Genomic DNA, 13,568 nt, shown 5'->3' with positions numbered 1-13,568 from the left:
TCTTGGAGATCAAGCGACGTTTTGTAGACGGGGATCCAGACCGTAGCCGTATCGACGGCACTCATGGTGATGGGTGACCTTGGGGAATGAGCCTGGCGTGATCGACCATCATGAAATGCAAAGTCTCGTTGAACAGTGCGGAGATGTACTCAGCACTGAGGCCTGAGGCCATCGGGGTATCGACGTCAAGGAGCTGCAAGCTGACATCAGCGGCCTCGAGAAACTGCGGCGCTAAATGGGTGGTGTGACACAACACCCCAGATTGATCTATCGCCCATTGCACAGCACTACTCCACGGCGGACCCCAGATCAGGATCGGTCGACCGCGGTTGGCGTATTCCACCAGCTTGCTGGGGAAGTGGGTAGCCAGATGGCGGCGGTGACGGCGCTCGAAACTCAACACCAGCACCAGGGCATCAGCTTCATCAAACGCCTGTTGCCAGGCCGGTCCATGCAGAAACCCGGAGCGGCGGAGGCGGCTATTGCCATCAGACCAGCGCAGGCCTTCTGATCCAGGGCCGGAGAGATGCAAGCCAAAGCGCGGATCGGCGGCCACTGCATCAATCAGCTGTTGCAGAAGCGGCTTATAGAAGCCCCCGCAAAGGCCGGAGTAGTAGAGCTGCCAAGGCCCGCTGTGGGGCTGTCGCGGTGGACTGGGCTGCAGAGCCGGATCAGGAATCGGTGGAAGCACCTGCAGGTTGGGATGGGGGCCGATCTGGCGAGCCATCCCTTCAGACACGGCAAACACCAGGGCGCTGGAGCGCATCAGCCAGCGGAAGCTGCGCTCCCAGATCCACAGGCCCCAGCGCGGGCAGCCACTGGCATCGGGATACCAGTCGTGCACCACGGTGATCAGTGGCAGGCCAGTCGCATTGGCGGCAGCCATCGCCTGGAGCCAGCCCAGCCCGTGCGCCACGGTGAGAATGGCATCGGCTTGCTGACGCAGGAGGCATAGCTCTCCCGCGCTGAAGCTCAGATCGCGTTGCCACAACCATGGCTGGAGGATCAAGCCCACCCGGCCCAGGCGCAATCGCCGCAAAAGATTCCACACCCGCATCCCCAGGCCAGGCTTGCGGCCAAGCTGCGGATCAGCAGAAGTGATGGAGCCACAACGGAACAATTGCTGGTGGCGCCAGAGCACCACGGAGCCCCCGGACTGGTCTGGTCGGATCGGCACATCGCCGATGTAAAGGAGGCGATAGGCGTGAGTCAGGCCTTCAGGAAGCGGAGGGGTTGTTGGAGTTGTCAGTTGGAGGTGTCAGGCGCAGCACGAGCTTGTCAATCAAAGTCTGCGACCAAGCCCATGATGGTCGCCGGATATCAGAGCCGCTCCGCGCGGGCTGGATCGTCGCTCCCGGCCGATGGAGTCGGCCAGGGAGGCAGTCAAACGGCAGTCACCCCGCCCAGATCTCCGCAAGCTCCAGCCGGAGCCCGGGGAACTCCAGCCCGGCTTCCAAAAGTAGGCCGCCGATGATGTGGGGGGTTGGTCTGAGCTGGTGATGAAAGCCATCTCCGTTAGCCGCGCGTCATCCCCAGGGCAAGAGTTACGAAATCAATCTGCTCGGCTTTCGGCACACGCTGCAGTGCTGCCAGCGCTTGGTTCGCCTCATCAATTCGGGGCGTGGCGCCAACCAGGCGATCGGCAGCCGTTTCAGCGAGCCCATGAAACAACGCGTAGTAGGCGGTGCTCAGCTCACGCCTGAGATCGGCCTGGCGGGGCCGGCGCTCATGCAACTGGGCCAGTTGGCCTGCTGTGGTGAGCAGATCATTGGCGAGGCTCACTCACCAGTCCTCGGTGCCCAGCACCTGCTGGCTGGGCTGGAAAGCGTAGCGCAGATGGGGAAAGCGACGCTCACCGATGGCCCAGAGCGCCTGACGCACGGCTGGGCCCGCCTGGATCAGCACCTTGGGATCCACGCCGGGCTCCACCAGACGGAACTGGAGTTCCACATACAGCACGGGATCGCCGTCGTGGTCGAGGCCGGGGATCACCTGCGTGTGATCGAGGCCCTGACTCTGCAGCAGGGGCTCCACAGCTGTGCGGATGGCCTGATCCACCTCCACTGGCACCGGATGGTCGAGATCGCGCTCGTAGGTGAAGGCCGGCATGGCGAAAAGCAGCCAGGGGCTGTTGTGATCGTAGGGGCTGTCGCAGGCCCGGATGTCACCACGGCCTGCTCGTGGGGCAGCAGCTGCCAGCCGAGCCGAGCACCGTTGGTTTGATAGGCGGCCATCTTTTGCCGCAGCGCAGTCATGCCCAAAGGTCCCTCGTCACAAGGAGGCAGCTGGACTGACGACCGAGCCATCGGGCAGCCGAAATCCTCCTGGGCTTTCAAACACCTTCCAGCTGCCAGTCGGTGCCATCGCGATGACACGACCATCCTTGGCCAACTCAAGCACCGCCTCGCGTTTCTCGGCGCAGACCCGTTCGAACTGCTCCGGTGTGAGACGCAGATCGGCGGGGAGGCGCAAGGGCGCCAAGGCATTAAAACTGGCGGCCGAATCGGCGTGGGCTGGGGCTGGGCTGGAGGTGCGTGTCATCGACCCAGGCCTGCGGTGGCTTCAGCGTAGCGAGGGTGTTCCAGAGCGGTTCTGAAGGCTCCGCTCCAACGCCTGCCCATACACCTCCCCAAACAACCCCGCCACCCGCGCTCGGGCCTGGTCCTGCTTGCAGGGGATTCACACGTTGAGGTCGAGCGGATAGGGGATCACCGTGATCGTCCAATCGCCCATCAAGGTGCGGCGGCGGACGCAGTCGGCCAGCCAGCGGCTGTTGGTTAACGGATTCAGAACCGTTCCACAGCAAACCCCATCAGGCTGGCTGTCTCGGCCATCACGGCATCGGCAGTGGCCAGCATCGGGATTCCTGCCTGGGCAGCCAGGGTGAGATGCAGGGCATCCAGCGTGCGCAGTGGCTGCTCTGGGTAGCGCCCGATCAAAACGCGGCGAACAGCAGCGACTCAAGTTCAACGGAGAGATCTCCCATCCGCCGGCGCCGGCTGAGCAAAGAGCGCATTTCCGTCTGCGTGAGACTGCTGATCACAGCTGAATCCAGGCCCTGCAGAAACGATACAAAAGCTTCCGAACCTGGCTCATTAAGATACCACTTGGCCAGAGCACTAGTGTCGAGATAAGCGCGCGCCTCAGTGAGCATCCCGCTCTTCTCGGATCAGCTCAGCTGAAGTGGTCTGCAACCGAGCCATCCGCTCCCGTAGGTCGGCATGGCTGGGAGCCTGGCGGCGCTGCTCAATCGGCAACACTCGAGCGATCGGCTGCCCGCGCCGGCTGATCACCAATTCCCCCTCCTCTTCCACCAGCTCCGCCAGGCGGCCGATGCTGGCGCGCATCTCACGGACATTGAGCTCCTTCATGCCGACCCCCTATGTGCTGCAAGTTTAGCGGTTGCAGCACATAGGGGGTGCGCAGGCTGGGGACGACGCGGCAGCAGGGCTTGTCGCTGGGGGACCGGGCCTGCCTGAGCCTGGGCCCAGCTGCCGCTGGACCTGGAGGTTCAGCTCCTGCGCTGAGATCCATCGGGGGCCAGCGCCGGGCTGCACAGAAACAGGCGAAAGATCGCACAAGTGGGCTTCACGCCGCCCAGATCTCAGCCAGCTGCAACTGCAGCCCTGGGAACGCAGGTCCAGCATCGAGCACGTCAGTGGCGTCGAGGCGTTGCGGTGCACCGCTGGCGGGCCACACCTCCACGGCCTGGTCGCTGGGAATCAGCAACCAGCCCAGGCGAGCACCATTGGCCTGATAGGCGACCATCTTGCGGCGCAGGGCGGTGAGACCGCGGGGACCTTCATCACTCGGGCTCGCCAACTCAACCACCAGATCGGGGCAGAGGGGCGCAAAACTGCGGCGTTCGTCGACCGTCAAAGCCTGCCAACGCTCCAGGCGAATCAAGGACGCATCAGGGCTGACGACAGAACCATCGGGCAGCCGAAATCCTCCTGAGCTCTCAAACACCTTCCAGCCGCCGCTCGCCTTGGCGAATTGGTGGAGCTGGAACAGAAGCTCACTGTTGCGTCCACTGGTTTCGCTACCAGTCGGCGTCATCGCGATGACACGGCCATCCGCGGCCAATTCGAGCACCGCCTCGCGGTTCTCGGAGCACACCAACTCGAATTGCTCCGGGCTGAGGCGCAGATCCAACGGCAGACGGAGGGGTGCCAGAGCATCGAATGGGGCTGCCGATGCGGTGGGGGCTTGGGCGTGACTTGGGCTGGTGGTGAGGGTCATCTCCCCAGGCCTGCTGTTGCTTCAGCGTAGCGGGGGTGTCGCAGAGCGGTACTGACAGCCCCGCCACCTGCGCCGGATCCCAGAGCCGCTCGGCCAGGGATCGGGTGATCCGGTCGTCGACGATGTCGACCAGGCCGCCGGTGCGGAAGGGGATCACGAACAGATCGGCGGCGGCATAGAGCAGCCGCAGGCTGCGGTCGTCGTGCAGGCGGCCGCTGGAGTGGATGGGGAAGCCTGTGCGGCTGCCAAAGGCCTGTCAGACCCGTGTGCAACTCCTCTGGCACCACCGCCAGGCGTGCTCGATCGTGGTGGCGAGATCAGGGAAGCGAGGCTGCCAGCCCAGCTCTGCGGCTGCTTTTTCGGCAGACGCCACCAGCACCGGTGGATCACCGGGGCGGCGGGGAGCCTGATCAATCTGCAGCTCCAGGCCGGTTACACGGCGAGCCGTGGTGATCACATCCAGCACGGAATGGCCACGGCCGGTGCCGAGGTTGTAGTGATGCAGGCCGCCATGTCGCTGCAGCTGCTGGAGGGCAAGCACATGGGCATCAGCCAGATCGCAGACGTGGATGTAATCACGGATGCAGGTGCCATCCGGCGTGGGGTAGTCGGATCCGTAGATGCAGATGGAGGAGCGGCGGCCGGCCAGGGCCTCGAGCACCAGCGGAATCAAATGGGTTTCGGGTGTGTGGTCTTCATCGAGATCGCTGGCGGGGTCTGCGCCGGCAGCGTTGAAATAGCGCAGGATCGTTGCAGGCAGGCCGTAAGCCAGGTGAAAGTCTGCCAGAAGCTGCTCGATCATCCATTTGCTACGGCCATAGGGATTGATCGGGTTCTGGGGCGTGGTTTCACGGATAGGGATCTGATCCGCAGCCGGAATGCCATAGGTGGCGCAGGTGGAACTGAACACCAGCGGCATGGGCCCAGCGGCAGCACCCGGTGCGGATCGCTGGTGGCGCGGATCAATCAGCGCCTCCAGCAAGGTGAGACTGCCGGCCACATTGTTGCGGTAATAGCGCGCAGGATCCTGCACCGATTCGCCCACGTAGGCGAAGGCCGCGAAGTGCAGCACAGCCCCCACCGAGGCACCAGGTGCGTCGGGATGCTGCCCGGCCAGCAACCGGTCCAGCTGCTGCCGATCGTCCAGCTGCGCCACCACCAGTGGCACTCCCAGCACCTGCTCCACAATCCGGCGGTGGCCAAACACCAGGTTGTCGAGCACCACGGGCTCGAAACCGGCGCGCTGCAGGGCTCTCACGGCATGGCTGCCGATGAGGCCCGCCCCGCCTGTGACCAGAACACGCATCATCGGGTCGTCAAAACCTCCCGATACAGCTCCGCATAGAGCCCCGCCACCCGCGCCGGATTCCAGAGCCGCTCGGCCCGTGCCCTGGCGGCTGCGGCGAGCTGGCGGCGGCGCTGGGGATCCTCCAGCACCCAGCGGATCGAGGCGGCGAGGGAGGCGGGATCAAAAGGATCGGCCATGGATCCGGTGACGTGCTCGTCGACGATGTCGACCAGGCCGCCGGTGCGGAAGGCCACCACGGGGGTGCCGCAGGCGTGGGCTTCCAGACCCGTGTTGGGCAGGTTGTCCTGAAGGGAGGGGATCACGAACAGATCGGCGGCGGCATAGAGCAGCCGCAGGCTGAGGTCGTCGTGGAGGCGGCCGGTGTAGTGGATGGGGAAACCGAGATCAGGCGGCTGGACAGGCCGGCTCTGGCCGAACAGCACCAGCTCGAGCTGCTGCAGTGGCGTGCCCGCCACCTGGGTGCGCAGGCGCTGCAGCGCCTCCAGCAGCAGATCCGCCCCCTTGCGGGGATCGGCGGTGCCGCCCATGGCCCCGAACAACACCAGCGGCCGATCAGCGGGCAGGCCCAGCAGCGCCCGCGCCTGGCCCTGCTCGCAAGGGGTCCAGACGTTCAGGTCGATCGGATTGGGGACCACAGTGATCGGCCACTCACCCATCAGGGTGCTGCGGCTGGCGCAGTGCGCCAGCCAGGTACTGGGGCAGACGATCTGGATCGGTTGGCGACCTGGACGGCACCAGGCGTGGCGCTTGCGCAGCCAGGTGCGGCGGTTGAGGTCGGGACCAGCCTCATGGACGGGGCGGCTGGCGGGGCTGTATCCCTGGGTGAAGCGCTCATCGCTGCTGGCGGTTTCGCTCGGCAGCGGTGGGCTGGTGTAGTGCTCGGCGCCGCAGAAGGCCCACTGGTCGTGCAGGGTCCACACCAGCGGCTGGGGCAGACGGCCGATCTCCTCGATCGAGAGGGTGCCATCACCAAGCCAATGGAGATGCAGCAGATCAGCGCGGCCCAATCGGCGGCGTTGTTGAAGTTCTCGGCCTAAGCCGGTAGCGGGCCAGCCGATCGAATGAAACGTGGGATTAGCGGTGATGAAACCACGGCGGGCCTGTCGATTCAGCCTGGGGTGCAGTCGTTGCCAGAACGCTGATTGGTCCTGCGGGGGGCCACCGATCACGGTGGGATCGTCGCTGAGTTGGCTGATCACCCGCATCTGCGACGCCAACCCAAGAGGTGCGCCGTGATCCACCAGGCTGCGGTGGATTCGGTAAGCGGCGCGAGCTGCACCGCCGCCGATGTCGGAGGCGTTGATGTGGAGGATCTTCAACAGGCGGGCCTCACGGCATTGCGCAGCTTGCGGGGGTAGTGCAAGGGATGTGCAATGGCGACCCGAACCCGATGGCCCCAGGGGCTCAGGTGGCGCGACCGCCACTGCCGCCAGGGAAACAACCGCCTCGAGCGGCGCTCCATCGCTCGAAGGCGGCGCCAATTTGGCTCCAGCACCCGGGTGCGGCGATAGATGGTGGCGTGGCTGCCTTCACAGGGGCCCAGCACCTTCAGACCCAGGGCCCGACAGAACGCATTAAAGCTGAAGCGGAGATGAAAGGTGCAAGGGAGGTGGCAGGCAATCACGGGGAAGAAGCAGTTGGCGATCAGCAGGTGCCCGCCAGGACGCACCGCATCCACCATTGCCGCCAGCAAGGCGATTGGATCCTGGACGTGCTCGAGTACATCAGTGCTCACCAGAACGTCGACACTCTGGCGGTTGAGCTCGGGCACAAAGCTGATGTTCGCAAACGGCTTGCAACTCTCGATGCCGTGGCGCGGGGGATAGGGCTCGCAGATCTCAATAGCTGACTGAGGGAGTGCAGAGGCAAGCAGACGAGCCAGAGTGCCGAAGCCACCGCCGAAGTCCACAACCTTCAGAGGCCTCAGTTCCGCCACGGCAATGGTGATCGCCTGGCGGTGCTCCATTGAAACGGCGTGCTGCTCGATATACATTCCGTTCAGAAGCCAAACCGGATCGCTATAAAACCGAGCCAGTCGATCGGGATCAGGGGCTTGGTTCTCGCAGCCGCAGTGTTCCCATGCCTGATCCATCAGCTGCCAGAGCTGCTCCAAAGAAAGATCAAGACCTACTTCGGAGAGCACCTGATCAACAGCACTGCGCTCAGTTGTCGTTAGATTATAAGTAGCGAGATCAATCATTACACGCTAATCAATCTTTTGCATTGGCAGTTAGTAGAATAGAAATGATGCAGAGATTATTGAGAATAAAGAATGAAATTGGCCGGGAATCAAGGCCAAAACAGGCTCCCAACAAGGTGCGAGCTAGAAATAACCAAAAAGAGTAAAGTCTTTCCAATAGACATTTCGAAGGTTTTCAATGCCATCATTCGAAATATTCTGGGAATTGTGAATGAGGCCTTTCTTGCTACGCACATTAACTTCACCCCTGGCATAGTGCAGGCTGATCCCAATATTATCCGAAATCCAACTAACTGCCTCCTCATACTTTTCGCTCTTGAAAACCCTCGACACCCCTAGTCTTCCACGGACCATCAAGAACTCATGTTGTGGTCGGAACCAGTCCATTGCCAAGATCTCAGGATAACAATGAATGGATTCCGCTAATTCAGTCAAAGAGGAAGCAGCCTTTTCAATTAGTTGTGCTTTTTGTGGCAGATAGGGCCAAAGAGAGCAAGTATGTATATGATTATAAGCCGACCTAAAGCGGTCAATTGGATTTCGTATGAAGGCGCAGGAAAAGGAATCCTGGAAAAGCTTCGGATCCATTGCCGCATAAGCACTAGCAGGTATGTGGCCCAGCTGGTAGCCGAGATAAGAGTCTAGAAAACTTGAACCGGCACACTTCGGAATGTGAATAAAAATAAATTTATCACGCCTGAACTGGCTAGGATAAATATCTTTACCCTCGGGATAAATCATGCCCAAGGCACGACTGCCGAACAAGCGCAAAAGACTTCTCATTATTAACCAGTCCTCGTTCTTGAAGCCCGAAGCCCACTGAGAAGCGAACTCATTATTGCCTTACCTTTTCTAAAGCAAAGACTCCAAGAAGAGGATGCAGAAGAGCTGACATCGCCTCCAAAATGAGTTACATAGGTATATGTATCAGCCATAGAGTCGCGAATCACGAATTGAGGGTGATTGATAATGCCCAAAGCATTGGCATTATAAGGCTGACGGGTAGAGTCGACCGTGTGAGTAGCACCCTCTCCAAACCCTACATTCCGAACAACATTAACATTGGGAAGAGCAGCAAGACCACTATTTGACATGCATGTCATAGCCCATAGATTAGCCCAGCTATCGGGATTGCCAGTTTCAAGAATAGAGTCAATTACATCTGAGCGAAACTTTCTCTCAGACTCATGCTCAAAGATTGTCTGCAATAACCCAGAGGTTTTGAGATTTGGCCAAGAGGTCAGCTCGCTGTCGAAGTGACTCCAGCAGCGGCGCCATGTTGCCCATCCCCAACAGTGTGGATATCGGCTGAAGTAATAACTGCCATCGCCACGCCACTGGCCGTTCTGGAAGTTGTTGCCGCTGATGCACCACACCCGCGTGTCGTGGCGGTAGCGCTCCAGCAGCTCGGTGCAGTAGGGGAAGAAATCGGGATGGGGAACGCAGTCGTCTTCCAGGATGATGCCCTCCTCCACCTGCTCGAAAAACCAGCTGATGGCGCGGCTCACGCCCAAGCGGCAGCCCTGGTTCCCATCGGAGTAGAGCCGCTCGATCTGGCAGGGCCAGTCGATCTCGTGTTCGATCACCGCGCGGGTGGCGGCCACCTTCTCAGCTTCGCCGGGGCGTTCGGGGTTTGGGCCGTCGCAAGCGACGAAGATCCGCGTGGGCGCCACTAGTCGGATGGCGTCGATCACCTGGCGCAGGGTGTTGGGGCGCCGCCAGGCGATCAGGAGGAGGGGGGTGTCCAAGCTCATGGTTGGTGGACGTTCTCCTGAAGCAGGTTCATGAATCAAACGATGTTGGGCTGCAGCCACTGATTCAGGCGCACGCTCACCAGCTCGACCAGCTGGCGGATAGTGCATGCAGAAGGGTTGCCGATGCTGACTGGGATCAGCTGCATTGCACCAGCTCAGCATCCGCGAGACAACCAAGGGAAGCAGCAGCCTTGGCCAATTGTTTGTCTGCCGTGATTAAAAGTGCGTCATGCTTGAGCGCCAGGGCCAGGAAACTAACGTCATACACACTGAGCGAGAGGGCCATAGCCTGCTCAAGCGCTGCTCCAGCCAGTTCGCTGGCACTGGCGGGCCGAAGCGGCAGCTGCAGCAGATCCGCCAGGAGAGCACGACATTCATCCAAGCTGAGCAGCTGGCGCTGCACCTGTTTCAACAGCACTGAAGTGCACTCAAGCAGGCAGAAATCGGGAATCAACAGCAAGGCATCACCACTGCACCCCCGTTGCGTGGCGAATTCCAATGAGGGGGGGCTGGCGTCCCAAGGCTTGGTGTAAATCCCCCGGCACCCCCACCCCGGCGTAGCCGGGGTGGGCCGCGCACCTCAGGTGGCTGGCCCAGCGGCTGGCGTTGCAAGGGGTGGGCAGGCCCGTTTCCCTGGTTCGAGAACCACCTCAACCAGACGAACCATGTCGAGTCACCCCGGGGAACTTCCCCCCGAGGTGCTCACAGAACCGTACGTGACACTCTCGCGTCATACGGCTCCCATCATCCACATGCCACTTCACTGACTCGACGCCAGTGCGCGAACAGATCACGATGTCCAGACCTGATCCTGGCAAGTACTCGCCAGCTTTGGAGCCGACGACCCCGCAGCCTTTTGTACTTCTGCCGTAACCAGGCTGCAATTCTGTCATCCAGGTAGCGATACAACTTCCTGATCAGTTCTGTCCTATAGAAACGACCGTAGTACTGAATCCAGCCACGAATCACTGGATTCAGCACTTTAGCGATCTCCTCAAGCGACAGATACACGAGCGATGGAAGCCCTATCGACCTAATCCTCTCCCGCATACGCTGGAGAGCCTGCGGACTCACTGCCGGCAAAAAGCCTGTGTAGATGACTCCGCGAGAATTGCGAGACACACGTGGCCGAAACGCGAAACCAAGAAACGTGAACGTGACATCAGCAAACGGTGCCCGGCGGTTGCTATCCCTGCAGTAGACCACCTGGGTCTTCTGGGGATGAAGCTGGAGGCCACAGGACGCAAAGCGATCCTGCAATGCCTCCAGCAACCGCCGAGCTTCCTTCTCGCTGTGGCAATGACAGATCACATCATCTGCATAGCGCTCAAAGGCAATGGCCGGGTGGCTCCGGCGCATCCACACATCAAACGCATAGTGCAGGAACAGATTGGCCAGCAGTGGACTGATGACACCACCTTGCGGTGTGCCCCGGTCCCTGGGATGGAGCGTGCCATCCGGCAACAGAACCGGTGCCTGCAGCCATCGTTGCAGGTAGAGCACCACCCAGCGCTCGGAGGTATGGGCCTTGATCGCGCGCATCAACAGGTCGTGATCGATAGCATCGAAAAACCCCTTGATGTCGAGATCGAGAACCCAGTTGGACCTCCAGCAGCGCTGACGGCAGACCTCTACTGCCTGATGCGCTGACTTGCCCGGTCTGTAGCCGTAGGAATCCTGATCAAAGATCAGCTCCAGCTCTGGCTCCAGCACCTGCTTGACCACCATCTGTGCGATGCGATCAGCAACCGTCGGGATACCCAGCGGCCTGACGCCTCCACCGGATTTGGGAATCTCCACACGCCGAACTGGTGGCGGAAGATAACTTCCTGATGCCATCCGATTCCAGAGTTTGTAGAGATTATTCTCCAGATCCTTGTTGAAGTCGTCCAGGCTTTGGCCATCCACACCGGCCGCCTGTCCGTTCCGTTTCACCTGTTGATAGGCCTTCCAGACCATCACCTTGGTAATCGGTAGCGGCTTGTCTGTTGTCATCCCATTCCTCCTGCCGTAGGCAGTTGATGGGAGACTCCAAACGGGATGATGCAACCCCTTGGCTCCGAGTCCGTTACAGACCCATCATCGCTACTACGGGTTGCTCCGCCCCTGCCACAGACATCGGTATTGACCCTCATGGTGGTGACCACTTGGGATGTTCCCTTGGCATTCCATGGCAGGTTCTCACGTTCCGCATCAGGGCCTGCGATGAGCTCGTGCCGTCTATACGCCGGCTGCCGTGTGGTCCATAGACAGGCTCTGTCCACACTGATCCAGGAGATTTGGGCCGCCTCCCGTTTTGGCAGCGTCTGAAATAGATATCGGCGCGTCATCAACGGTTCGCTTGCGCTCACCTTCTCGTCGCACACCTGACGGATCCAGTCCGCCGTTTCCCCGTCGCTCACCACCACGTCTTTTGAACGCAGCAGCACGGGGTGGTTTGGTACCAGCCCCTGCAGGCCGATCCCGGGAGGCCACACTCCCATCCCCGATGCAGTTTCATCAGCCTTGGCTTTCACCTGCTGACTCGTGACACACGCCCAAGACTTACTGTGCCGCACCCGACCTCGCGCCGCTACTGGATGGCAGCACTGCCGGTGAGTTGATCCCCGAGCTGGCCCGTTACGGCCTGCAGCAGCTGATCGAGCTGGAGGTCGCTGCCGTGCTGGGTGCCGACCGCCACGAGCGCACCGAGGAGCGGCTCGGCTATCGCAACGGTTACCGGCCCCGCAGTCTGACCACCCAGGTAGGCGACATCGACCTGCTGATCCCCAAACTGCGGGCTGGCAGCTTCCTGCCCTCGATCCTCGAGCCCCGTCGCCGGGTGGAGCAGGCCCTCTACGGCGTGATCATGGAGGCCTACATCTGTGGGGTCTCCACCCGCAAGGTGGATGCCCTGGTCGCCGCCCTGGGATCCCAGAGCGGTATCTCCAAATCCCAGGTCAGTCGCATCTGCCAGGACATCGACGAGCAGGTTCAGGCGTTTCTGAACCGGCCCCTGCAGGAGTCCGGCTACGCCTACGTCTACCTGGATGCCACCTACCTCCACGGCCGGCTGGGCAAGGCCCTGCAGGTCTGCTCAAGGGCCGTCGTCGTCGCCATGGGGGTCAACGCCGATGGTCGCCGTGAGCTGCTGGGCCTCAAGGTGGGCGACAGCGAGAGCGAGGGCTTCTGGAGTGAGTTCCTCGCCTCGCTCAAAGAGCGCGGCCTGACTGGCGTCAAGCTGGTGATCTCCGACGCCCACGTGGGCCTCACCAAGGCCATCAGGCGCCAGCTGCAGGGCTGTGTGTGGCAGCGCTGCCGCGTCCACTTCGCCCGCAACCTTCTCCAGCGCGTCCCCAAAGCCCACCAGGGCATGGTCACCGCCGCCCTGCGCTCGGTGTTCGCTCAGGAGGATGCCGGAGAGATCCTCAGCCGCTGGGATGACCTGGCCGCCTCGCTGGCGGAGCGCTTCCCCAAGGCCACCGAGCTCATGAACGAGGCCAGAGAGGACGTGCTGGCCTTCCGTCACTTCCCGCAGCCTCACTGGAAGAAGGTCTGGAGCACCAACCTGCTGGAGCGGGTCAACGAGGAGATCAAGCGCCGCACCCGCGTCGTCGGCATCTTCCCCAACGACGCGTCGATCACCCGCCTGGTGGGCGCGGTATTGCTGGAGCAGCACGAGCACTGGCAGCTGGAGGGACGCCGCATGTTCTCAGCCGAGAGCATGGCCGCCATCCCGGAGCTGGAGGATCTGCCGGCCCTGCTCAGCGCCGCCGCCGCAGAGGTGCAAGACGCAGGCCCCAGGTGATTGAGGTGGCAGCGCCCCCACAGGGCGCAGCGGCCTCGATCGCCGCCCGGGGGCCGGCGCTGTAACCCCTGGGCTGCATAGAAGACTCCTGCCGCTCACAACACAGCCGCGATCAGACGAGAGACTTGACAAGTCAATCGCCTCATTTCATCGTGGAAAAACGAGGTGCATCTGCGCCTCAGGAATGACAGCCCGTCATTCCACCCTGTTCACCCTCTGAGTCAGGGCATTCGGGCCTCGGGTTTTACACCACGCAAAGGGACGCGGCCGAGGGGG

General features: G+C 61.6%; 16 protein-coding genes. 1 reads left to right on the top strand and 15 read right to left on the bottom strand.

The genetic code is table 11. The annotated features are described in order from the left end of the window. Positions 1-61: 61 nt before the first annotated feature. The 15 genes from H8F26_RS13780 to ltrA all read right to left on the bottom strand — a co-directional run bounded on the left by H8F26_RS13780 (position 62) and on the right by ltrA (position 11,500). Positions 62-1,144 (bottom strand): glycosyltransferase, encoded by a 1,083-nt coding sequence (locus tag H8F26_RS13780; protein ID WP_197154824.1) that lies wholly within the window; start codon positions 1,142-1,144, stop codon positions 62-64. A 371-nt stretch (positions 1,145-1,515) separates the two neighbouring features. Further along, positions 1,516-1,782, bottom strand: a complete 267-nt coding sequence (locus tag H8F26_RS13775; protein ID WP_197154822.1) for a hypothetical protein — start codon at positions 1,780-1,782, stop codon at positions 1,516-1,518. Further along, entirely contained in the window at positions 1,783-2,109 is a 327-nt protein-coding gene (locus tag H8F26_RS13770) for a hypothetical protein (RefSeq protein ID WP_197159368.1), read from the bottom strand. A 162-nt stretch (positions 2,110-2,271) separates the two neighbouring features. Further along, complete coding sequence (locus H8F26_RS13765) at positions 2,272-2,541, bottom strand: hypothetical protein (protein ID WP_370594624.1); 270 nt, start codon at positions 2,539-2,541, stop codon at positions 2,272-2,274. 245 nt (positions 2,542-2,786) lie between these two features. Then, positions 2,787-2,939 carry a hypothetical protein gene (locus H8F26_RS13760; protein ID WP_197154821.1) on the bottom strand — a complete coding sequence of 51 codons (153 nt, stop codon included), beginning with the start codon at positions 2,937-2,939 and terminating at the stop codon, positions 2,787-2,789. Continuing rightward, a complete protein-coding gene (locus H8F26_RS13755) occupies positions 2,936-3,154 on the bottom strand; it encodes a PIN domain-containing protein (RefSeq protein ID WP_197154812.1) in 219 nt (72 codons plus the stop codon). The genes H8F26_RS13760 and H8F26_RS13755 overlap by 4 nt, the downstream gene beginning before the upstream one ends. Beyond that, on the bottom strand, positions 3,144-3,371 hold the full coding sequence (locus H8F26_RS13750) for a type II toxin-antitoxin system Phd/YefM family antitoxin (protein ID WP_197154799.1): 228 nt from the start codon (positions 3,369-3,371) through the stop codon (positions 3,144-3,146). The genes H8F26_RS13755 and H8F26_RS13750 overlap by 11 nt, the downstream gene beginning before the upstream one ends. A gap of 217 nt (positions 3,372-3,588) precedes the next feature. After that, positions 3,589-4,242 (bottom strand): Uma2 family endonuclease, encoded by a 654-nt coding sequence (locus H8F26_RS13745; RefSeq protein ID WP_197154792.1) that lies wholly within the window; start codon positions 4,240-4,242, stop codon positions 3,589-3,591. A gap of 256 nt (positions 4,243-4,498) precedes the next feature. Further along, positions 4,499-5,548: a UDP-glucose 4-epimerase GalE gene (galE, locus tag H8F26_RS13740; protein ID WP_197159214.1), complete on the bottom strand. Its 1,050-nt coding sequence runs from the start codon at positions 5,546-5,548 to the stop codon at positions 4,499-4,501. Continuing rightward, positions 5,548-6,870 carry a glycosyltransferase gene (locus tag H8F26_RS13735; protein WP_197154790.1) on the bottom strand — a complete coding sequence of 441 codons (1,323 nt, stop codon included), beginning with the start codon at positions 6,868-6,870 and terminating at the stop codon, positions 5,548-5,550. Before H8F26_RS13735 ends, galE begins: the two co-directional genes overlap by 1 nt. Further along, positions 6,867-7,544 (bottom strand): bifunctional 2-polyprenyl-6-hydroxyphenol methylase/3-demethylubiquinol 3-O-methyltransferase UbiG, encoded by a 678-nt coding sequence (locus H8F26_RS13730; RefSeq protein ID WP_197154788.1) that lies wholly within the window; start codon positions 7,542-7,544, stop codon positions 6,867-6,869. Before H8F26_RS13730 ends, H8F26_RS13735 begins: the two co-directional genes overlap by 4 nt. 330 nt (positions 7,545-7,874) lie before the next feature. Next, positions 7,875-8,492 carry a sulfotransferase family 2 domain-containing protein gene (locus H8F26_RS13725; protein WP_197154786.1) on the bottom strand — a complete coding sequence of 206 codons (618 nt, stop codon included), beginning with the start codon at positions 8,490-8,492 and terminating at the stop codon, positions 7,875-7,877. A 44-nt stretch (positions 8,493-8,536) separates the two neighbouring features. Continuing rightward, positions 8,537-9,505: a glycosyltransferase family 2 protein gene (locus tag H8F26_RS13720; RefSeq protein ID WP_197154778.1), complete on the bottom strand. Its 969-nt coding sequence runs from the start codon at positions 9,503-9,505 to the stop codon at positions 8,537-8,539. A gap of 136 nt (positions 9,506-9,641) precedes the next feature. Next, positions 9,642-9,965, bottom strand: a complete 324-nt coding sequence (locus H8F26_RS13715) for a type II toxin-antitoxin system VapC family toxin (RefSeq protein ID WP_197154776.1) — start codon at positions 9,963-9,965, stop codon at positions 9,642-9,644. A gap of 284 nt (positions 9,966-10,249) precedes the next feature. Continuing rightward, positions 10,250-11,500, bottom strand: coding sequence for a group II intron reverse transcriptase/maturase (ltrA, locus tag H8F26_RS13710; RefSeq protein WP_231597922.1), 1,251 nt, complete (start codon positions 11,498-11,500; stop codon positions 10,250-10,252). Between the two features lie 580 nt (positions 11,501-12,080). Here ltrA and H8F26_RS13705 point away from each other — a divergent pair. Further along, entirely contained in the window at positions 12,081-13,292 is a 1,212-nt protein-coding gene (locus tag H8F26_RS13705; protein WP_197158913.1) for an IS256 family transposase, read from the top strand. Positions 13,293-13,568 lie beyond the last annotated feature (276 nt).

Origin of the sequence: Synechococcus sp. CBW1006, assembly GCF_015840525.1 — a bacterium.
Classification (GTDB): domain Bacteria; phylum Cyanobacteriota; class Cyanobacteriia; order PCC-6307; family Cyanobiaceae; genus CBW1002.
The sequence above is the reverse complement of the archived record's forward strand: the minus strand, read 5'-3'. Positions and strand labels throughout refer to the sequence as shown.